Genomic DNA, 21,593 nt, shown 5'->3' on the forward strand with positions numbered 1-21,593 from the left:
ATATTGAATTATTCCGCCGCGTCGGCAAGCGGAAAGGCGTTCGGCGCGGCGCCGCCGTGTTGCGGCGCGAGATCGGGCTCCTCGGCCTTCCCCCGTTCGTCCAGGCTGTTGCGGAACCACAGCGCATACAGGCCGGGCAGATAGAACAGCGTCAGGAAGGTGGCGACGAACAGGCCGCCCATGATGGTGATCGCCATCGGCCCCCAGAACGCCGAGCGCGACAGCGGGATCATCGCCAGGATCGCCGCCAGCGCGGTCAGCACCACCGGCCGCGCCCGGCGCACCGTCGCCTCGACGATCGCCTCACGCCGGGGCGAACCGTGCGCGACATCGCTCTCGATCTGGTCGACCAGGATCACCGCATTGCGCATGATCATGCCGGCGAGCGCGATCAGGCCGAGCAGCGCCACGAAGCCGAACGGCGCCGAGGCGACGTTGAGCCCGAGCGAGGCGCCGATGATGCCGAGCGGCGCGGTGAGAAACACCAGCAGCAGCCGCGGGAAGCTTTGCAGCTGGATCATCAGCAGCGCCAGCATCGCAATCACCATCACCGGAAACAGGATGAAGATCGAGGCATTGCCTTTGGTGGACTCCTCGATCGCGCCGCCGGTCTCGATCCGGTAGGCCGGCTGCAGATTGGCGCGGATGTTCTCGAGCTGCGGCCAGATCGCGTTGGTGACGTCCGGCGCCTGCACGCCGTCGACGACGTCGCCGCGCACGGTGATCGCCATGTCGCGATTGCGCCGCCACAGGATCGGCTCCTCGTGCGAATACTCGACCTTGGCGACCTGCGACAGCGGCACCGCCATGCCGTTGCGGGCCGTAATGGTGAGTTCGCCGATCCGGGCGAGATCGAGCCGCTCGTTCGGCACCGCGCGCGCGACCACGCCGATCTTTTCGACGCCGTCCCGCACGGTCGTGACTTGCGCACCGGAGATCAGCATCGCCAGCGCCTGCGAGACGTCCTGCGGCGTCAGGCCGAGTGCGCGGGCACGCGACTGGTCGACAACCAATTTGAGATACGGCGACTGCTCGTTCCAATCGAGATGCGGATCGACGACGTTCGCGTTCTTCTTCACGACGTCCCGGACCTGATAGGCGATCTCGCGGACCTTGGCGGTGTCCGGACCGATCACCCGGAACTGCACCGGGAAGCCGACCGGTGGGCCGAAGTTGAAGCGGTCGACACGCACCCGCGCCGCCGCGAGCCGGCCGCTATGCGCAGCCTGCTCGATCCGCGCCTTGATCCGCTCGCGCGCCGCGACGTCCTTGGCGACGACCACGATCTCGGCAAACGACTCGGTCGGAAGCTGCGGATTGAGGCCGAGCCAGAACCGCGGCGAGCCCTTGCCGACGTAAGCGGTGTAGGTCGCGATATCGCCGTCGTCCTTCAGCAGCGTCTCGGCTTCCTTCACCGACTTCATGGTGACGTCGAACGCGGTGCCTTCGGGCAGGCGGAGCTGCAGGAACAGTTCAGGCCGTTCCGACAGCGGGAAGAACTGCTGCTGGACGTGGCCGAAGCCGACCACCGCGGCGATGAAGATGCCGACCGTCGCCGTCACCACCGTGCCGCGCCAGCGCACGCACCAGGTGACCGCGGCGCGGAGCGCGCGATAGATCCGGGTGTGATACACCTCGTCCGGATTGTGGCCCTTCTTGCCGGCGAAGTCCGGCAGCAGCTTGACGCCGATATAGGGCGTGAAGATCACCGCCACGAACCACGAGGCGATCAGCGCGATCGCCACGATCCAGAAGATGCCGCCGGCATATTCGCCGACGCCGGAGTTCGCGAAGCCGATCGGCAGGAAACCGGCGGCGGTCACCAGCGTGCCGGTGAGCATCGGAAACGCCGTCGACTCCCAGGCGAACGACGCTGCCTTGGCGCGGTCCCAGCCCTGCTCCATCTTCACCACCATCATCTCCACCGCGATGATGGCGTCATCGACCAGAAGACCGAGCGCGATGATGAGCGCACCGAGCGTGATCCGGTGCAGATCGATCGCCATCACGTTCATGACGATGAACACGATCGCGAGCACCAATGGCACCGACAGTGCCACCACGATGCCGGTGCGCCAGCCGAGCGCCAGGAACGACACGAACAGCACGATCACCAGCGCCTCGACGAACGAGCGCATGAACTCGCCGACCGCGTGCTTCACCACTTCGGGCTGGTCGGCGATCTGTTCGATGTCGATGCCCTGCGGCACGTCGGCCATGAACGACGTGGTCGCCGCACTGACCTGCTCGCCGAGCTGCGGGATGTTGGCGCCCTTGGCGGTGACGACGCCGATGCCGATCGCCGGCTTGCCCTTCTGGCGCACCTGATAATCGGTCGGGTCGACATAACCATGCCGGATCTCGGCGACGTCGCCGAGCCGAAATACCCGGCCGCCGCTTTCGACCGGCGTCTCCGCCACCGCCTGCGCACCATCGAGCGCGCCGGTGACGCGCAGCGGCACACGCTGGGACGAAGTCTCGACCGTGCCGGCCGGCACCACCGCGTTCTGCTTGGCGAGCGAGTCGAAGATCGCCTGCGGCGTCAGCCCGAGCGTCGCCAGCTTGGCGTGCGAGAACTCGACATAGATCTTCTCGTCCTGGGTACCGTAGATGTTGACCTTGGAAACGCCCGCGACCTTGAGCAGCCGCTGCCGCAATCCTTCGGCGGCCTTCTTGAGCTGCGCGTAGCTCGCGCCGTCGCCGGTCATCATGTAGAGGATCGAATCGACGTCGCCGTATTCATCATTGATCGACGGGCCGATCAAATTGCTCGGCAGCTGCGGCGCGACATCCCACAGCTTCTTGCGCAGCAGATAGAACAGGTGCGGCACTTCGGACGGCGGCGTCGAGTCGCGGAACGTCACCTGCATCGCGGTGAACGACGCTTTCGAATAGGTCTGCACCTTTTCGAAGTAAGGCAGCTCCTGCAGCTTCTTCTCGATCGGGTCGGCGACCTGTTCCTGCATCTCCTTGGCGGTGGCGCCGGGCCAGATCGCCGACACCACCGCGACCTTGACGGTGAATGACGGATCTTCGCCGCGGCCGAGCCGCTGATACGAATAGATGCCGGTGAAGCCGAGCGCGCAGATCAGAAACAGGATCAGCGCCGGATGTCGGACCGCCCAGGCCGACAGATTGAAACGCATCGCCGCACTCCCCAGCGCAGATCAGAACGTCAGAGCCGACACCACCCGCACCTTTTCGGCAGGATCGAGTTTCTGCACACCGAGCGTGACGATCTGATCGCCTTCGTCGACGCCCTCGGTAATCACCACGTCGTCGGTCTCGTATGACTTCACGGCGACTCGCTTCAGCTTCACCTCGCCGCTGCCGTGGACGACGTAAAGCGACGGCTGGCCGCCCTGGTTGAACAGCGCCGACAGCGGCACCCGGGCGACGCGGACCTTGTCGGGATCGGTCAGCGTCAGCGTCGCAGTCATGCCGAGCACGACCCGGTCGTCGGCATCCGGCAGCGAGAACTTGGCCAGGAACGTACGGGTTGCGGGATCGGCGAGCGGCGCCACCTCGCGCAGCTTGGCCACATAGTGCCGGCCGGGCTCGGACCACAGCGTGACGTCGGCCAGCCCCTTGGTGGCGCGGGTGATCAGCGTTTCGGGGATCGCCACCACTGCTTCCTTCTCGCCGATGCGGGCGAGGCGGAACGCGGCCTGACCGGCCGCGACCACCTGCCCAGGTTCGACCAGCGCGGATGCCACGACACCGTGACTGTCGGCTTCGAGCGTTGCGTAGGACAGCGAGTTGCGGGTCAGCTCGACCGAGCGCTCGGCGCGGGCAAAGCGGGCGCGGGCCTCGTCCGCGGTGGCGCGCGCCTGATCCATTTGGGCTTCGGTCGCCCAGCCCTTGGCGCGCAACTCCTTGGCGCGGTTTTCGGACGCGATTGCCTGCGCCAGCACGCCCTTAGCGGCGCTGTGCTCGGCCTCTGCCTGTTCGGCCTGCAGCTTCAGATCGGTCTGATCGAGCAGCGCCAGCTTCTGGCCGACCTCAACGGTGTCGCCGACTTCGACGAGGCGCTTGGCCACCTTGCCGGTGACCCGGAAGCCGACGTCGGTTTCGGTGCGGGGCTTGATCGTGCCGACGAAGCTGCGCTCGGGCGCCTGCGGGGCGTAATGCACCGCGGTGACCAGGACCGGGCGCTTGGAGAGCTCCTGTTTGGCGTCCTTGCCGTCGCAGCCCGCCAAGCCAAGGATCGCAACGGCAAGCAGGGCACCCGCTAACAGCCTGAAAAACCCGTCGAAAGCAGAAATCGCACGCATCGGCAGCCTCCCTTGCGTTCAAGGGAACTGTCGACTGATCTCTGACGATTGTCAATAATCGTCAGAGATCATCAGTTCGTGACGGAGGCGTCGCCTGCTTTCCAAGCTCACGGGCTCGCCTACACGCCCTCGTACGCTCGCTGCAGGGCGCCGACGTCGAGCTTCACCATCTGCATCATCGCCTGTATGGCGCGCTTGGCGCCCTCACGGTTCGAACCAGCGAACAGCTTGAGCGCGCCGACGGGGACGATCTGCCAGGACAGGCCGTAGCGGTCGCGCAGCCAGCCGCACGCCACCGGCTCGCCGCCCTCCGCCAGCAGCGCATCCCACAGCCGATCGACCTCGGCCTGATCGACGCAATCGATCTTGAACGACACCGCGTGATTGAACGGCAGCGGCGTGCCGCCGTTCAGCGCCATGAACGGCTGACCGGCCACCGTGAACTCGACAACCAGCACCGAGCCCTCGGGTCCGCCCGGGGTGTCGACGACGCTGCGCTGGATGTTGTCGATCCGCGAGCCCGGCAGCAGCGACACGTAGAATTGGGCCGCCTGTTCGGCTTCGCCGGCAAACCACAAGCAAGGAACGATCTTCGACATTTCGCGCATCCTCCCGCACAACGCATCTGCATTGTGCCGAGGACGATCGAAGGCGCCGCCGGCCGACAGCCGAGGTCGGATTCTAAGAAGCAATCAGGATCGAACTTCAGCTCGCCAGCTTCAGGCTGCCTTCGCATTGCCGGCGCAGCTCTATCAGCGCCTTGTTGAGCTGACCGGTGAACAGATCGAGCGCCTCGGGCGAGATCGATCCCGCTTCGCGCTCGATCGAACGTGCGATCTCGGCGATCGGGTGGAAGCCGAGTGTGCGGGCCCCGCCCTTGAGCGAATGCGCCTCGACCTCAAGGTTTTGGCGGTCCATGTGTTCGGCAAAGCGCCGGAACAGCGCAATCCGCCGCTCGGTTTCGGCGAAGAACAGCGCCACCATCTCGTTCACCTGATCCTGGCCGATCTCAGCGGTGAGTTCGGCGAGCGTGTCGAGATCGACCAGCATCGGCGGCGACGGCATCGTCACCGGTGTCGATGCGCCGCGCAGCGCCCGCAGCACGGCCGCAACCAGCGCCGGCTTGCGCAGCGGCTTTGCCAGGAAGTCATTCATGCCGGCGTCGCGGCAAACTTTGACGTCGTCGGGGAAGGCGTTCGCGGTGAGCGCGATGATCGGCAGTTTGGCAAGCGCGCCGCCCTTGCCGCGGATCGCCCGGGTGGCGGCGAGGCCGTCCATGTTGGGCATCCGCACGTCCATCAGTACGACGTCGAACTCGCCCTCGCCTGCCGTCTGCACCGCGTCCGTGCCGTCGGACACCACGGTGATTTCGGCGGCGAATTCCTGCAGCATCTTCATCACCACCATCTGGTTGGTGGAGTCGTCTTCGGCGATCAGCACGCGTAGCGGCCGTCCCAGCATCGCGATGCGGGTGCGGAGATCGTCGCTGCCGAGCCGGTCGAGCCGGTGGTCGGCAATCCACGCATTGCTCCACGGCAGATCGAGGCTGAAGCGGAAGGTCGAACCCTCGCCTTCGCGGGAGGTGACGGCGATATCGCCGCCCATCTGTTCGACGATCCGCCGGCTGATCGCGAGCCCAAGCCCGGTGCCGCCGAACCGGCGATTGATCGAGACATCGGCCTGGGCAAAGTCGGTGAACAGGCTGCCGACACGATCCGGCGAAATGCCGATGCCGGTATCGGTCACCTGCCACTCGACGGTGGCGTGGCTGTCGTTGCGTTTCACGCACGTCAGCACGATGGCAATCGAGCCTTGCTCGGTGAACTTCACCGCGTTCGCAGCGAGGTTGAGCAGCACCTGGCGGATTCGTGCCGCGTCACCGTTCAACGATGGCGGTAGCCGCGGATCGATATCGACCTTCAGTTCGATGCCCTTGCCTCGAACTTCCGGCTCGATAATCGCGCGGACCGACTCGACCAGGGTGGTGGGCGAGAAGTCGGCCTGCTCGAACTCCAGCCGGCCGGCCTCGAGTTTCGACAGATCGAGGATATCGTTGAGGATGCGCAGCAGGTCGTCACCGGAATCGCGGATCGTGGTAACGGCCTGTTGCTGCTCGGGATCGAGCTTGGTTTCGAGCAGTGAGTTGGCGAGGCCCAGCACACCGTTCATCGGCGTACGGATCTCGTGACTCATCATCGCCAGGAAGCTGGACTTGGCGCGGTTCTCGGCCTCGGCCTGCTCGGCGCGCCAGCGCTCGGTGACGTCACGGCCGACGCCGCGATAGCCGGCGAACTCGCCGGCCGCATCGAGCATCGGCTTGGCGGTGAGCGACCACAGCCGCGGCGTGCCGCCGATCACCACATGCACCACAAGATCGTTCATCGGCTCCCGCTGCGCCATCTTCGCAGCGACACCCATGGCGCAGCGGCCATCCTCCGGGCACAGCATGCCGATCACGTCCGCGAGCGGCGCCCCGATCAGCAGCGACGGCGGCAGCTTGGCGACTTCGACGAAGCGCTCCGGCACATGCACCAGCCGGCCATGGGCATCGGTCTGCCACAGCCAGTCGCTGGCGTTGGCCTGGAAATCCTTCAGCAGCAGCGAGATGATTTCAGTCTGCCGTTCGAGTTCGAACTTCGCCCGCAAATTGTCGAAGAACATCTCGCCGTGCGAGATCAGGTTGCGCGACATGAACACCGAGTACAGCACCAGGAAGGCCGCGGTGATGCGGTAAGCTATGCCATCGCACAGCGCCAGCGACAGCGCCGATCCAGCCGCCAGTGACCAAGTATAAGCGAGGCCGGCGCGTGGCACCGTGGACAGCGTAAACGCGCCGCCGGAGATCATGCCGGCCGCCACGCAGGCGACGATCAACTGATCACCCGGATCGGCCTTGACGAACACCATCACGGGCATCGCGCCCCAGATCAATCCGAGCAGCAACGCGTGCAGCGTCATCCGCCGGATCGCATGGGCGGAGGCCTCGAGCCGGGGCTCGAAGCGGTTGCGCAGCCACGACTGAACCGCCGATCCCGCCGCGAACACGATCATCGCCGTCCACGCCAGCAGTTGCGGGCGGGCGTCGTTGTCCCAGAAGGTGAACAGGATCAGCGCAGCGTTGGCGACGTTGATACTCATCGTCACCGGCGTCAGCCGGGTGACGCTGTTGATCTGCGCGGCGCGGATCCGCCGCATTTCCTGCTCGTCGATATCGGTGTTCGCGATCAGCGTGCCGGCGCCGCGGCCGCCGAGCCAGAAGTCGAGCAGAGCCGACCGATCGGTTCGGGACATCCAGGCCGTTGTCATCGATTGCCACAGGCCGGACATCTCGAAACGCTCTCTCGGCCGTCCTCAGATCCAGGTCGTCGCTGTGTCATGCGCGGCCCCGCATGCACAGTTTAGCCGCCCGAGAGGATCAAGTCTTCCTTTCGTACGACAGCGCCGGAGGCCACCATTCCCATGGTCGTCCGCCGGTCAGGTGATAGGCGATCGACCATGCGGCGGGCGGGCTTCACGACCGTTAACTCGACCGCCGAACCTCGGCCGCAACGGCCGCCTCGGTTAATAATCCGCCAAATGGACTAATCGACGGTAATTCAGTAGTTATCAATTGCACCAAAAACGTGCAATTATCTTTTTCACAATCAAACACCCTGAGGAACATCCGAGGAGCCTGCCGGTTGTCTCCACGAAGCTCACAAAGTGAAGGAGACATTCAATGGGTAGCACGATGGACAAGATCAAGGGTCAGGCCAACGAGCTCGCGGGCAAGGCCAAGCAGGGCATCGGTGAAGCCACCGGCTCTGACAAGCTGAAGGGCGAAGGCGCGATCCAGGAAGCCAAGGGCCACGGTCAGCAGGCGCTCGGCAATGCCAAGGACGCGGTCAAGGATACGGCCGACAAGGTCGCCGGCGCTGCGCACAAGAATCTCTGATCTACCTTACTGATAGCCGCCGAGGCGGTCGTCAGTAGGTGCAAGACCGGCCCTCGGGCCGGTCTTCGCATGTCTGGAAGAGCCGCTTTTTATAAGGGCCGTGTATCAGTAACCGAGCGCGCAACCATCCTTGCGCGGGTCGGAGCCGCCGGTCAGCGTGCCCTTGTCCCAATCGATCCAAATTCCCTGCCCGCCGCCGTGGGGCGTGCCGATCGGCACGACCTTGTGACCGAGCGCCTTGAGCCCCTCGACGGTTGCCGCCGGCACACCATCCTCGAGCTGATAGACGTCCTCGTAGTGCAGGCCGCGCGGCAGATCGATCGCTTCCTGCATATCGAGCCCGTAGTCGAGCACGTTGGTCAGCACGTGAACCTGACCGACCGGCTGATATTGACCGCCCATCACGCCCCACGACATCCGGGCCCGGCCGTTCTCGGTCGCAAGAGCCGGAATGATGGTGTGCAGCGGGCGCTTCTTCGGCGCGATGCAGTTCGGGTGGCCGGGCTGAATCCGGAAGCCGGCGCCGCGGTTCTGCAGCAGCACGCCGGTCTTATTCGACACGATCGCAGAGCCGAAGGAATGCGCGATCGAATTGATGAACGAGCAGACATTACGCTCCTCGTCGACCACGGTAATGTACACGGTCGACGGATTCATCGGCGGCGACACCACCGGCAGATCGAGCAGCTTGTCGAGCGCGATCTGGCTGTAATGCTCCTCGGCAAATTCCTTCGCCAGAATACGCAGCACGTCGACATCGACATGCTGCGGGTCGCCGATGTGCTGCTCGCGGATCATGTAGGCGATGCGGGTCGCCTCGGCTTCCAGATGGAAGCGCTCGACGCTGAGCGGGCCGAACTTGGTGAGATCGAACCGGCTGAGAATGTTCAGCATCACCAGCATGGTGATGCCCGGGCCGTTCGGCGGGCACTGCCAGACGTCCAGGCCCTTGTAGATCGTGCCGATCGGCGAAGTCGTTTCGGTGCGGTGCTCGGCGAAGTCTTCCAGCGTGTGCAGACCGCCGAGGCCGCGCAGCGTCTCGACCATGTCTTCGGCGACCGCGCCCTTGTAGAAGCCGTCCGGCCCCTTGTCGGCGATCAGCTTCAGCGTGTTGGCGAGTTCCGGCTGAGTAATGACATCGCCGGTCTTGGCGGCTTCGCCGTGCGGCAGCAGATAGCGCTCGGTGTTGGCGCCCTTCTTCAGCTTGTTGAAGCCGTTGGCCCAGTCGAACGCGATGCGCGGTGCCACCACGTAGCCTTCCGCCGCCGCCCTGATCGCCGGCTGCAGCACCTTGTCGAGACCGAACCGGCCGTGATCACGCAGGATCGTCGCCCAGGCGTCGATCGCACCGGGGACCGTCACCGAATGCGGGCTGGTCAGCGGGATCGCGTCGATGCCCTTTTCAAGAAACCATTCGGCCTTGGCGGCCGCGGGAGCCCGGCCCGAGCCGTTATACGCCGTGATCTTGCCGGTGCCCTTGGGCTGCACCAGGGCGAAACAGTCGCCGCCGATGCCGGTGGATTGGGGTTCGATCACCGCCAGCAACGCTGAGGCAGCGATCGCGGCGTCGGCGGCGGTGCCACCAGCTTTCAGGATTTCAATCGCGGCCAGCGCCGCCTGCGGGTGCGAGGTCGCGACCATGCCGTTGCGGGCGTGGACGGTGGACCGGCCGGCGAGATGGAAATTCCTCATAGGCACAAGCTCGTTGGGTTGGTTACGCCGCGCTCCGGCGCCGGCCTAGTTGGCATATTCCACGGCCGCCGAGCAATCCTCGCCGCGACCGCCTTGCGCGACTGGGATCTCCCCGAAGGGCCGGTTTTCTGCCGGCGCCAGCGCTGTTAAACCAGCGCCCACTCCGCCGCGCGTCCGCACCCGGGCCGGCGACAACCTGAGTCTTGCCGGCCGCGAGCGGGCAGACCGAGCCGAAATGGAGCGGGCGATGGCCGGCGAGAACGATCTGAACGACCGCGTCGAGGCGCTGGAAGTGCGCCTGGCGTATCAGGACGAGACGATCGAGGCGCTGAACCAGACCGTTACCGCGCAGTGGAAGCAGATCGACGCGCTGACCCGGCAACTCGCCGCGCTGAGCGAACGGCTCGACCAAGCCGAGAGCAGCGCCGGCGCCCCTGCCAACGAGCGCCCGCCGCATTATTGAGGGAGGAGCGCTCGCCCGTTGCAGCGCCGGCCCTTGCCCTTGTCATGACGGGGCGCGCGAAGCGCGAACCCGGAATCTCGTCGTAAAAACAATCTCGGGATTCCGGGTTCGCTCACTGCGTGAGCGCCCCGGAATGACCGTTAGGTCGTAGTTACGACGCCGCCTTCATGCCCAGGCGCTGGTCGCGGAGTTCGCGCTTCAGCACCTTGCCGATCGCGCTGCGCGGCAGCGACTCGACCAGCACCACCTCGGCGAGGCGCTGGGTCTTGCCGACCTGGCCGTTGGTCCAGGTCTTCAGTTCGGCCGGATCGATGCTGCGGCCGGGGCGCGCGGCGACGAACGCCACCGGGGTCTCGCCCCACTCTTCCGACGGCATGCCGACGACCGCGACCTCGAGCACGTCGGGATGCTTGGCAGCCACGGCCTCGATGTCGCTCGGATAGATGTTGAAGCCGCCCGAGATGATCATGTCCTTCTTGCGGTCCATCAGGGTGATGAAGCCGTCGGCATCGAACCGGCCGACATCGCCGCTGCGCACCCAGAGGTTGCCGTCCTTATCAGTCCAGAACACTTCAGCGGTCTTCTGCGGCTGATTGAGGTAGCCCTTCATGATGGTGTCGGAGCGGCCGACGATTTCGCCGACCTCACCGTTCGGCAGGAAGTTGCCGTCCTCGTCGATCATCCGGATTTCATGACCGGGCCGCGGCTGGCCGACGGTGTGCAGCTTGTTCGGGAATTCGTGAGCCAGCAGCGTGCACGAGCCGCCGCCCTCGGTCATGCCGTAGTACTCGGTCAGACCACCGGGCCAGCGCTTGAGGATATCGGCCTTCAATTCCGGCGCAAACGGCGCGGACGTGCAGAACTTCATCTGGAACGACGACAGATCGAACTGACCGAACTCCGGCAGCGCCATGATCCGGCGATACTGCACCGGCACCAGCATCGCATGAGTGACGCGATACTTCTGCGCCAGCTCGAGGAAGCCGCGGGCATCGAACTTCTTCATCAGCACCACAGTGCCGCCGCCGGCGAGCGTCGGATTGAAGCAGACCAGCGTCGTGTTGGAATAGAGCGGCGTCGACAGCAGCGTCACCGCGTCGGGGCCATAGCCGATCGGGTCGAGCTTGCCGTATTGCGCCCAGCGCATCTGATGGCTGTGAACGATGCCCTTCGGCGTTCCCGTGGTGCCGGACGAGTAGATGATGTTGAACACCCATTCCGGATCGATCGTCACCGGCGCGGGCTTGGTACCTTCCGGCGCCAGCCAGCGCGTGAACGCTTCGCCGCTCGTGCCGTCGTCGAATGCGACGCGCTTCACCGTAGCATCGATCTCGGCGTCCTTCATCGCATTGGCGGCGAAGTCGTCGGTGAACAGAATCTTGGCCGCGGAGTCCCGCACCATCGCGGAGAAGTCCTTGGCGGTCGACGACGGCGCCAGCGGCGCGACCGCGATGCCGGCGCGCAGTGCAGCAAGGAAAGTCGCCGCATATTCGATCGAGGACAGTGCGCAGATCGAGATGGTGTCGGTCGGTTTCAGACCATCGCGCTGCAAAGTCGCGGCGATGCGATCGATCAGCGCATCAAATTCCGCGTAACGCAATTGCCGTTCCCCGTCGATCACCGCGATCCGGTCCGGCCGCGCCTGCGCGGTGTCGCGGACCAGGGCGGGAAGAGTGATGAAGTCGGGCATTTCGGTCTCCACGTTTCTTGGTTGTCCAGTTCGAACAGGGCTCCGCCATCACGAGAGCGAAGCGACGACACAATCGCTCGCCATGACGCTGAGAGAGGTCAGCGCGCGTCAGCGATCCAAAGCCTCGCCTTTCAACCATTTCGCGCCGCTCACGTACAGCCGTTCGACGGCGTCGCGTGTCGACTGAGGCCGGTGCGCTTGATCGGAGTTCACAAGGGGCTGCGTATTCCATCCTGCGGACGGAAACGTCGCGGTGCAGACGCTCAATGCCCCACGAGCTTGGATCGTGGTTTGCAGCGCGAGGACATGCAGCCCCGCACGGGGTGAAAGCTGGCGACGCGAAAGCTACCCGCGCGCCTCGGCCCGATCGTGCAGCACGGCGCTGAGCCGGCCCGGGTGGACCTCGATGGTGCGGTCGTAACTGATCAGGCCCAATTTTCGGAACTTGTTCATGAAGTAGCTGACGCGCGACCGCGTTGTGCCGATCATCTCAGCCAGCGTCTCCTGGCTGATGTGCGGCGCGATCGGTTGCGGCTCGCCGCCCTCCTCGAAATCTGCAAGCCGCAGCAGCAGCCGGGCCAGCCGTTTCTCGCTGCAGTTGAGCAGCTGATCGAGCAGATCCTCTTCGATGCGGCGATTGCGCAGCAACAGATGCCGCACGAAGAGTTCGGCGAAATCCGGCTGCGCCCGCAGCGTCTCGATCAGCCGGGTGCTGGGAATCGCCGCGACCAGGCAGTCCTGCATCGCGATGGTGGTGGTGGTACGCGTCGCCTCGCCGACCAGACAGCCGTCGCCGAAGAACTGCCCCGGCGCCACCATGCCGGTCGCTGCCTCTTTGCCCTGGGCCGACAGCACCACGACTTTGATCCGTCCCTGCAGCAGCAAGTACACGCTATCGGCTTCATCGCCCTGCGCGAAGATCGTCTGGTTCTTGGCAAATTTGGCGATCGAATTGCCCGGGCCGAGCTTGCGCAGCAGGTCGCGGGGATCGAAACCGAGCTCCAGCTTCATCGTCGCCTCCACGTGTCGGCCGGCGTCGACCACGCCGACCCAGGTCATCGACCCAAGTCGCCGCAGAATAGACCGCAGAAGGCTGAATTCACTGGTAAATTCAATTTCCTCGGGATGCTACGGGAAGGCTGCACGATCGCACTCGTGCAGCGCCCTGGTGCATCCTCCGAAGCTTCGATCAGACCACGGGTGTGGTGCGCTCATCACTCCACGACAGGCCGAACTGATCCAGCCCGTCGGCCAGGTAATCGCCGAGCAGCGGCTCACCGAGCAGGTAACGCGCGGTGCGGCCGTTGCGGCCCTCGGCAGCCTCGCGGCGCAGATCGTCCCATTCCTCGATGCTGCCGTCGCCGCGGCCGAGCCGCATCAAGGCCACCAGGTCGATCTGCTCTTCTTCGGTCATCGCGGCAATGAAGCCGCTGATCTCCTGCACCACGGGATCGTCGCCGGTATCCTCCAGCACATCGACCATGTCGTCGTCGGCACCGTTCGACCCGGAGTCGGCGTCGCTCTCGCCTTCCTTGACGTCGAATTCGCGCGCCTTCTCGATCAGAAACGCGACCTTGTCGGTCGAAATAGCGAGTTCGGGCATGGTTCTTCCTCCGGCGTGGTGCGGGACTTTCGTCACGGCCCGCGCGCGAACTAACGCACTGCAGCGCGAGATGATCCATTGCGCCTCAAACGCAAAACCCGCATGTTCGGGCAAAACAAAGAGCCCGGGAGAAACGTGGGATGGTCTGGACCATCGGCAAGGTCAAAATCACAAAAATCGTCGAGATGGAATTGACCGGAGGCACCCGGTTCATCCTGCCGCAAGCCACCCCTCAGGAAATCCAGGCCATGCCGTGGCTGATACCGCAGTTCGCCAGCCCCGAGGGCCGGCTGACGATGTCGGTGCACAGCTGGGTGGTGGAAACGCCGAGCCGCCGGATCTTGGTCGACACCTGCATCGGCAATGACAAGCAGGGCCGCGGCGTGCCGCATTGGAACGGTCTGGACAAGCCCTACCTGCAGGATCTCGCCCGTGCCGGCTATCCGGCGGACAGCATCGACACGGTGATCTGCACCCATCTGCACGTCGATCACGTCGGCTGGAACACCAGGCTGGTCGACGGACAATGGGTGCCGACCTTCCCCAACGCACGCTATCTGTTCGGTCGCATCGAGTACGAGTACTGGAAGACGCATGCGACCGACGCGGCTCACGCCGCGGTGTTCGCCGACTCGGTCGAGCCGGTGATCGATGCCGGCGTCGTCGATCTGGTCGCGAGTGACGCCGAGATCGCCGATGAGATCACTTTGATCCCGACGCCGGGCCACAGCCCGGGCCACGTCGCACTGCACATTCGCTCCGATGGCGAAGAGGCGGTGCTGTCGGGCGACGTCGCGCACCATCCCTGCCAGATGGTGCGGCTGGACTGGTCGTCGAGCTTCGATTCCGACGCGCTGCAGTCGATCGAAACGCGGCGGCGACTGTTCTCGCGCTTCGCCGATACGCCCGCTCTGCTGTTCGGCGGGCATTTCGGCCCCGGCCGGATCGTGCGCGACGGCGACGCTTTCCGGCTTGTGGCGCAGCCATGACAAGTCACCGCGACGGCGCGCATGGCGTGCCGGCGCCTGCATGTATTGAATTCGACTCACTACTGATCCATCACTTAGGCAGCCTGAAGAACTGCGGAGGACACGCGGGATGAAGCTCGTTCGTTATGGTGCTATCGGCCACGAGAAGCCTGGTCTGATCGATAAAGACGGCCAGCTTCGCGATCTGTCCGGACAGATCGCCGACCTCGCAGGCGACGCGTTTTCGCCCGCAGGCCTCGCCAAACTCGGTGCGCTCGATGTCGCCGGACTCCCAGCCGTGCCCGGCCATCCGCGGCTGGGCTCGCCGGTCGGCGGAGCGCCGAAGTTCATCGCGATCGGCCTGAACTACGCCGACCACGCCGCCGAGGCCAACATGCCGATCCCGGCCGAACCGATCGTGTTCATGAAGGCGATCAACTCGCTGTGCGGACCGAACGACGATGTCGAGAAGCCGCGCGGCTCGACCAAGCTCGATTGGGAAGTCGAACTTGCGGTGATCATCGGCACCCGTGCCAAATATGTCACCGAGGCCGATGCGCTGAACTACGTCGCCGGCTACGCGGTGTGCAACGACGTCTCCGAGCGAAACTTCCAGCTCGAGCGGGCCGGGCAGTGGACCAAGGGCAAGTCGCACGACACCTTCGGCCCGCTCGGTCCGTGGGTCGCCACCAAGGACGAGATCGCCGACGTCCACAAGCTCGGGATGTGGCTCGACGTCAACGGCCAGCGCCGTCAGACCGGCTCAACCGCAACGATGATCTTCAACGTGCCGAAGATCGTGTCGTATCTGTCGGAGCTGATGACGCTGATGCCCGGCGACATCATCACCACCGGCACGCCGCCCGGCGTCGGCACCGGGATGAAGCCGCCTCAGTACCTCAACGTCGGCGACGTCGTCACCCTCGGGATCGAGGGGCTCGGCGAGCAGAAACAAACCATCGTGGCGGCGTAAGCCGCTGATACACGCCTCTCCTTCGTCATTCCGGGATGCGCACTTCGTTCGCGCCCCGGAATGACAGAAGATAGATTGACCAGGCTTGCGACCAAGTCGTTCCTCTCAGGAGCATCACATGAAGCTGTATTTTTCGCCGTCCTCGCCGTTCGCCCGCAAGGTGCGGATCGCGGCGATCGAACTCGGGCTGATCGACCGGATCGAGTTCTTGTCGGCGACCGTGATCCCGGCGCAGGCCAATGAGCCGTACATGCGGGACGTCAACCCGCTGAAGAAACTGCCGGCGCTGATCCTCGACAATGGCGAGGTGATCGTCGACTCCTACGTGATCGCCGAATATCTCGACGACCTCGCCGGCGGCGGCAAGCTGATCCCGGCGTCGGGCGCGGAGCGCTGGCGGGTGAAGAGCGATCACTCGCTGCTGCAGGGCATGCTGGATTCGATGCTGCTGTGCCGCTACGAGAAGCTGGTGCGGCCGAAGGACTTGTTCTGGCAGGGCTGGTACGACGATCACTGGGCGCGCGCCTGGGCCGGCATGGCGCGGTTCGACCGCGACACCGCGATGCTGAACGGGCCGCTGACGATCGCCCAGATCGCGCTCACCTGCGTGCTCGGCTACGCCGACTTCCGCTTCGCAGACTGCGGCTGGCGCGCGGCCTACCCCAACCTCGATGCGTTCTTCCAGCGGATGTCGGAGCGCGAGTCGGTGAAGGTGTCGGTGCCGCCGGCGGCCTGAACGCGACCTGCTCAGTCGAACAGGCTCGGCGTGTAGTTGACCGCCGCGCCTTCGATCGCCAGCAGCTTCAGCTTGGTGGCGACGCCGCCATTGGCCGAGAACCCGCCGGGCTTGTCCCCGGCGGCGAGCACGCGGTGGCACGGCACGATGATCGGGCACGGATTGCGCCCCAAAGCCTGTCCGACCTCGCGCGACAGCTCGACGCCGCCGAGCTGCTTGGCGATATCGCCATAGGTCAGCGTCTTGCCGGCCGGAATGCCACGGGCGATGTCATAGACCCGGCGCTGAAACGCCGAGGTGCCGTCGAGATCGAGCGGAATGTCGGCGAAATCGGTCGCGGCACCTGCGAGCAGGGCGACGATGCCATCGATCGCACGCTGCACGTCAACCGTCGGCGCCGCTTCGACGCTGTCGGGATGACGCTGGGTGATGCGGGCACGGGTCTGTGCTTCGGTCGGCTGCGGCAACTGCACCGCAACGATCCCACGCACGCCCCAAACGATGCCACAACGGCCGATCGCTGTATCGAACAGGGCGTGGCTGTGCTGGCTCAAGGGCATCATAGCACCGAGATTACGCCCGCCGCGGGCGGTCGGCCACCCGATTTCAATCCGCCGGGACGTGCTGCTCCAGACGGGCGGCAACCGTGGCCAGCAGTTTTTTCGGATCCGCCGGCAGCACATGGGCGCGGGCCGGATCGAAATCGTAGGCGATGTGATAGGCGTCGTGCTGGTCCTGGGTCAGGAACCACAGCTCGGTGCGGGAGGCCGCGGCGAACACGCCGCGCTCCAACGCCAGCCGGATTCGCTGCCGCGGCGGCCAGGCCCACAGCCGATCACGCAGAATCGCCGCGTCGTCGGCGACGTAATGAAAATCGGCGCCGGGCACCAACTCGAACGACAGCAGCGCATCCGGTTGATGCGTGCGGCGGTGCTCGCGGACCGCGCGTGCGAAATTACGTGCCCGGCGGTGGTTGGTCAGCCCCCTCGCCTTCACTTGAACGACCGCGATGCGGTCGAGCGGCTCGGGCGACGGGATCGTGGTGACGATGGTGACGTCGTGGCCGCGACCGGCAAGATGGCGCGCGATAGCGATGCAATCGCGTTCTTTGCCGCTCTGCTTTTCGAGTTGGAAGACCGCCAGCAAGATTTTCATGACGCGGCGGTTGGTTCGCGACCGGTCGGGGTGACTTGACCGGGGGCTTATAGCGCGCCGGATCGGCGCGGCGCAACATTTCGGCCGCCGGGCTGATCCCCGACGTCGGCGTCAGCCGACCTTGGCGCGGGCCGCACGCTGCATCCGCTTGTGCCGGCGGCGCGACAGATACAGCAGAACGCCGGTCACCCCGAACAATGGCATCGCCGCCGCCGCCAGCATGAACAGCACCTGACCGGGCCAGCCGAAAATGCTGCCGCGGTGGATGTCGAGCACGCGCGCCAATACCTTTTCGCCGATCGTCTTGGCGGCATAGATGTCGGCGGACAGGATTTGGCCGGTCCGACCGTCGATCCGGAATTCGTCATGCGCGCCGTCTCGGGCATCGGTCAGCCAGGCGCGGACCCGCACGGTGCCGTCGCGGCCTGACGGCAGCGTCAGGCGTGCGGCCTCGAACCTGTCGCCACGCTCGGCCACGAGTGTCGCCCAGACGCGATCCAGCGAAATTGCGGCGGACGGCGCCGCAGTGACGGCAGCACGGTTCGGAGGCTGCGTCGTGACTGGCGATCGTGCCAGAAGCCAGGTTGCGGCGGTCTTGTACCAGTCGAACGACCACCACAGACCGGTCAGCGTCATGATCAAATAGAGCAGCAACACCCAGGTTCCGATGACGGCGTGCAGCGACCGGTGCAGCCCGCGTCCGTGCAACTGCCAATGTGGCTTCAGCCAGACCTTGATGCTGCCGGGACGATGCGGCCATCGCAGCACCAGCCCGGTCAGCAGCATGGCCAGCAATCCGAGTGCGGCAACGCCGGTGATCGTCCGGCCGTAACCGTTGCCGTCGCCCGGCAACAGCAGCCAGCGGTGCAGCTTGCGGACCGTCGCAAAGAACGCGTCGGCGGCCGGATGACCGAGGCTTTCGCCGGTGTAGGGATCGAGATAGAGCGGGACCGGCCGGGTGTGGTCCGGCTTGCGCGCGAACCGGACCTCGGCGGCGGACGCCGCGCTGCGCGGCATCGTGATCGACGCGACCGGATCGCCGCCGGCCTGCAGTTTCGCGATCAGCGCATCCAGCGGCATTCGCGATCCAGCGTGCGGTGCGAGGTGGACTCGGCCGGCATCCAATGCGCCGCGGATCTCATCCTCGAAACTCATCACCGCGCCGGTCAGCGCCACCAGCACCAGCACCGCCGCGAGCACCAATCCAGCGACGGAATGGAGCTGCAGCAGGATGGGCTTGAGCGCCGGCACTCGCATCGAGCTAGAACTTGACGGTCGCGGCCAGCGAAAAACGCCGGGCATCGCCAAGCGCGACGTTCAGGGTATTCACGGCCGATGGGTAGTACACCTTGTCGAACAGGTTCTTGACGTTGAACTGGTAGATCACCGGCGTCCGCCCGTATTTGACCTCGTAGGTCGCGAACAGGTCAGCCACCGTGTAGGACGGCAACACGAACGAGTTATCGCTGTCGCCCGGCCGGTCGCCGACGTAGCGGGCGCCGCCGCCCAGGCGCAGCCGTCCCGGCAGCGCCGTCCCGAAATCATAGACGAGGAACAGCGACGCCGTGTTCATCGCGACGTTTTGCAGCCGCTTTCCGGAGAGTGCGGGATCGTCGGTGACGATGGCATCGGTGTAGCCATAGGAGGCGATCGTGCTCCAATGGTCGGTCAGCCGGCCGGTGACATCGAACTCGACGCCGCGCGATCGAACTTTGCCGGCCGCGCGATATTCGTTGAGGCCGGTCGCTGCGTTGAACTGCGACACCAGCACGTTCTTCTTGTCGATGTCGTAGAATGCCAGCGTGCCGGACAGCCGCTTGTTGAGATCGAACTTCAGGCCCGCCTCGTATTGCGTGCCTTCCTCGGGGGCGATGTTCGAACCGATGACCAGACCGCCGCTGTTCTGCAATGGCGCGATGGTCGAGGTCGGCTGCAGCGACTGTGTGTAGCTGGCGTAGAGCGAGATTTGATCGGTGAGCTTGAAGACGGCGCCGCCGAGCGGCAGCAGCTTGTTGCCGCTGAGATCGGTGTTGGCAGTGAACGGCCGACCGCGGCCGGCGAGTTGCTCGTAGTCCATCCAGCGCACGCCGCCGATCAGGGAGAACCGATCGGTCAGGTGCAGCGTATCCTGTGCGAAGACCGCGCGGGTCTCCAGCCGATCGGTCTGGTCGCTGTCCGACGCTGAGACCGTCGTGCCCGGACCGACAAGGCCGTAGACTGGATTGTAGAAATTGAACGTCGGTGTCGCCTGCCGGATCAGATCCTGGCGATAGATCAGCCGTCGCTGCGCCTCGCCGCCGATCAGCACTTCGTGGCGCAGGCCGCCGAGCCAAAGATCGCCGCGCAGATAGGACGTGCCGTAGCCGACATAAGCGAGCGCACCATGGGTGCCGTCGTTGCTTCGCTTCTCGATTCCGGTGACCGGATCGACGGCGGTGATCCGAAGCTGGTTCGCCTCGTAGATCTCGCGGTTGTAGCTATAGGCGGTGGTCAGCTTCCAGGTGTCGCCGAGGCGCTGCTCGACCGAGGCCTGCAGCAGATCCGATTGTCCCCAGGTCCGGTTGAATGATTCGTCGAGGCGGCGCGTCGCCGGAATCGCCAGCGGGGCGCCCTTGACGAAGGCGGTGCCGCGGTCGAACGGATAGCTGAAATCGCGGTGCTCGTAAGAGAACTGCACCGTGGTAGACTCGCCATACCAAGCCAGCGATGGTGCGAGCAGCCGCTCGCGGTTGGCGCCGAAGTTGCGCCAATAATCCTCATCGAGTCCCGAGCCGATCACCCGATAGGCGAGACCTTGGGTGCCGAGCGGACCGGTCAGGTCGAAAATCGCATTGGCGCCATTGTGGCCGCCGCCGAAGCTCGAACCGATCACGGTGAGCGATCCGTGCTGATACAGCTCCGGCCGCTTGCTGATGGTGTTGACGACGCCGCCCGGCGACTGAATCCCGTACAGCAGCGATGCCGGCCCCTTCAGCACCTCGACGCTTTCGACCGTGGGTCCGAGGCTGCGTCCCTGCACCAACGGCATGCCGTTGCGCATGATCGAACCGTCGCGGTTTTCGCCGAAGCCACGCCGGATCACGGCATCGAACGAACCCGCCAACGTGTTGGTCTGGGTGACGCCGCTGACATTGGCGAGCGCATCGTCGAGATTGCGCGGCAATTGATCCTTGAGCACTTGCTCCGGCACGACGGCCACGGCTTGCGAGGTGTCGAGCGGCGACGCGCCGCTGCGCAGCGTCGTCGGGCTCGGCATCGCGCGGTAGCCGAGCTTGGCTTCGTTCAGTTGAGCGGCCGCGGCCGCTGCACGCTCGGCCGGGCTCGGCGGCGCGGCAATCGGCGTGCGGCGCGCCTGCCTTCTGATTGGTGCATTGGTGCTTCGTTGCGGCGCCGGCGCAGACCGCGTCGCGACCGCACGTTTCGGCGCGTCGACCGTGACGCTCGGCAGCTGCTGGGACTGCGACTGCGCGGCGGCAATTTGCGGGGCCAGTGCGGTCCAGCACACCGCGGAGCCGACTGCGACACGGACAGCAACACTGCAGCTGGTGGTCAGGAAAGCCTGATGGGCTCGGCGGCGGGCGTCGGATCGGTCTGGCATGAAACCCTATTGCACTACAGCGGATGCGACCGCCTAGCAGAAGCGCCAGACCAAGAGAATGCGAGCAAGCTTGGAATCAGTCTAACGGCGAGGCCGCGCGGGCTGCACGCGCACGCGCATGTGCCTCTACGGCAAACGCCGCCTCTCGATCGAAAGGCGGCGTTGCCAGAAAGACCGGAGGTCTCGATCGACTAGTCGTCTTCTTCGAGCGCAGCCGACAGCGCGTCGTAGTTCTTGGTCACCAGGTCGATATTGGTCTTGTTGGTGACGGCCGGCCCGGGATTCTTCAGCGCGTCGTTCAGATCGGCCAGCGCCTGCTTCTTGTCCTCGGCCTTGATCTTGGTGTCGGCCTCGACCGCCGCGATCTGGTCCTTGAGCGCGGCAGCTGGACCGACATAGGTCTTGGTCTTCGGATCCATGCCGGCCAGCACCATGCCGATCGCTTCGACCACGTCGCTGTACTCGTCGTAAGACGCGAAGCCGTGCTTCTTGGCGGCGTCGTCGAGC

The 21,593-nt window shown here is 65.3% G+C and carries 18 protein-coding genes (1 of these 18 running past the window's edge); 5 read left to right on the forward strand and 13 right to left on the reverse strand.

The genetic code is table 11. The annotated features are described in order from the left end of the window. Positions 1-8: 8 nt before the first annotated feature. The 4 genes from HZF03_RS22120 to HZF03_RS22135 form a co-directional block, all read right to left on the reverse strand. On the reverse strand, positions 9-3,146 hold the full coding sequence (locus HZF03_RS22120; RefSeq protein ID WP_119019908.1) for an efflux RND transporter permease subunit: 3,138 nt from the start codon (positions 3,144-3,146) through the stop codon (positions 9-11). A 21-nt stretch (positions 3,147-3,167) separates the two neighbouring features. After that, a complete protein-coding gene (locus HZF03_RS22125) occupies positions 3,168-4,274 on the reverse strand; it encodes an efflux RND transporter periplasmic adaptor subunit (protein WP_119019907.1) in 1,107 nt (368 codons plus the stop codon). Positions 4,275-4,393: 119 nt separating this feature from the next. Further along, complete coding sequence (locus tag HZF03_RS22130) at positions 4,394-4,873, reverse strand: VOC family protein (RefSeq protein ID WP_119019915.1); 480 nt, start codon at positions 4,871-4,873, stop codon at positions 4,394-4,396. A 106-nt stretch (positions 4,874-4,979) separates the two neighbouring features. After that, positions 4,980-7,601, reverse strand: coding sequence for a hybrid sensor histidine kinase/response regulator (locus tag HZF03_RS22135; RefSeq protein WP_119019906.1), 2,622 nt, complete (start codon positions 7,599-7,601; stop codon positions 4,980-4,982). A 391-nt stretch (positions 7,602-7,992) separates the two neighbouring features. Between HZF03_RS22135 and HZF03_RS22140 the strand changes: the two genes are divergently transcribed. Continuing rightward, entirely contained in the window at positions 7,993-8,208 is a 216-nt protein-coding gene (locus tag HZF03_RS22140) for a CsbD family protein (protein ID WP_011159952.1), read from the forward strand. Positions 8,209-8,313: 105 nt separating this feature from the next. On the opposite strand, the gene ggt is transcribed toward HZF03_RS22140, so the two are convergent. Beyond that, the gene (gene ggt / locus HZF03_RS22145) at positions 8,314-9,900 is read right to left on the reverse strand and encodes a gamma-glutamyltransferase (protein ID WP_119019905.1); all 1,587 of its coding nucleotides are present in this window, start codon (positions 9,898-9,900) and stop codon (positions 8,314-8,316) included. Positions 9,901-10,147: 247 nt separating this feature from the next. Here ggt and HZF03_RS22150 point away from each other — a divergent pair, with 247 nt between their 5' ends. Then, the gene (locus HZF03_RS22150) at positions 10,148-10,363 is read left to right on the forward strand and encodes a SlyX family protein (protein ID WP_011159954.1); all 216 of its coding nucleotides are present in this window, start codon (positions 10,148-10,150) and stop codon (positions 10,361-10,363) included. A gap of 151 nt (positions 10,364-10,514) precedes the next feature. Here HZF03_RS22150 and HZF03_RS22155 read toward each other — a convergent pair whose 3' ends face one another. The 3 genes from HZF03_RS22155 to HZF03_RS22165 form a co-directional block, all read right to left on the reverse strand. Next, positions 10,515-12,053, reverse strand: a complete 1,539-nt coding sequence (locus HZF03_RS22155) for a class I adenylate-forming enzyme family protein (RefSeq protein WP_119019904.1) — start codon at positions 12,051-12,053, stop codon at positions 10,515-10,517. 345 nt (positions 12,054-12,398) lie between these two features. Further along, positions 12,399-13,064 carry a Crp/Fnr family transcriptional regulator gene (locus HZF03_RS22160; protein WP_012497614.1) on the reverse strand — a complete coding sequence of 222 codons (666 nt, stop codon included), beginning with the start codon at positions 13,062-13,064 and terminating at the stop codon, positions 12,399-12,401. A 178-nt stretch (positions 13,065-13,242) separates the two neighbouring features. Beyond that, complete coding sequence (locus HZF03_RS22165) at positions 13,243-13,656, reverse strand: DUF3775 domain-containing protein (RefSeq protein ID WP_011159957.1); 414 nt, start codon at positions 13,654-13,656, stop codon at positions 13,243-13,245. A 140-nt stretch (positions 13,657-13,796) separates the two neighbouring features. Between HZF03_RS22165 and HZF03_RS22170 the strand changes: the two genes are divergently transcribed. The 3 genes from HZF03_RS22170 (at position 13,797) to HZF03_RS22180 (ending at position 16,333) form a co-directional block, all read left to right on the forward strand. After that, the gene (locus HZF03_RS22170) at positions 13,797-14,645 is read left to right on the forward strand and encodes an MBL fold metallo-hydrolase (protein WP_119019903.1); all 849 of its coding nucleotides are present in this window, start codon (positions 13,797-13,799) and stop codon (positions 14,643-14,645) included. A 109-nt stretch (positions 14,646-14,754) separates the two neighbouring features. After that, complete coding sequence (locus tag HZF03_RS22175) at positions 14,755-15,597, forward strand: fumarylacetoacetate hydrolase family protein (protein WP_119019902.1); 843 nt, start codon at positions 14,755-14,757, stop codon at positions 15,595-15,597. Between the two features lie 118 nt (positions 15,598-15,715). Beyond that, entirely contained in the window at positions 15,716-16,333 is a 618-nt protein-coding gene (locus HZF03_RS22180; RefSeq protein WP_119019901.1) for a glutathione S-transferase family protein, read from the forward strand. A gap of 11 nt (positions 16,334-16,344) precedes the next feature. On the opposite strand, the gene HZF03_RS22185 is transcribed toward HZF03_RS22180, so the two are convergent. The 5 genes from HZF03_RS22185 to HZF03_RS22205 all read right to left on the reverse strand — a co-directional run. Continuing rightward, a complete protein-coding gene (locus HZF03_RS22185; protein WP_119019900.1) occupies positions 16,345-16,896 on the reverse strand; it encodes a methylated-DNA--[protein]-cysteine S-methyltransferase in 552 nt (183 codons plus the stop codon). A gap of 43 nt (positions 16,897-16,939) precedes the next feature. Next, positions 16,940-17,488, reverse strand: coding sequence for a glycosyltransferase family protein (locus HZF03_RS22190; protein WP_119019899.1), 549 nt, complete (start codon positions 17,486-17,488; stop codon positions 16,940-16,942). A gap of 111 nt (positions 17,489-17,599) precedes the next feature. Further along, positions 17,600-18,745, reverse strand: a complete 1,146-nt coding sequence (locus tag HZF03_RS22195; RefSeq protein ID WP_119019898.1) for a PepSY-associated TM helix domain-containing protein — start codon at positions 18,743-18,745, stop codon at positions 17,600-17,602. A 4-nt stretch (positions 18,746-18,749) separates the two neighbouring features. Next, positions 18,750-21,086, reverse strand: a complete 2,337-nt coding sequence (locus tag HZF03_RS22200) for a TonB-dependent siderophore receptor (RefSeq protein WP_119019897.1) — start codon at positions 21,084-21,086, stop codon at positions 18,750-18,752. 191 nt (positions 21,087-21,277) lie between these two features. Then, a protein-coding gene (locus tag HZF03_RS22205) for a hypothetical protein (protein WP_042441311.1) crosses the window boundary here: on the reverse strand, positions 21,278-21,593 show its 3' portion. The gene runs 269 nt beyond the window's last position; the window shows 316 of its 585 coding nt (coding positions 270-585); its start codon lies beyond the right edge, outside the window; the stop codon is at positions 21,278-21,280.

Source organism: Rhodopseudomonas palustris (assembly GCF_013415845.1).
In the GTDB taxonomy this organism is placed as follows: Bacteria; Pseudomonadota; Alphaproteobacteria; order Rhizobiales; family Xanthobacteraceae; genus Rhodopseudomonas; species Rhodopseudomonas palustris_F.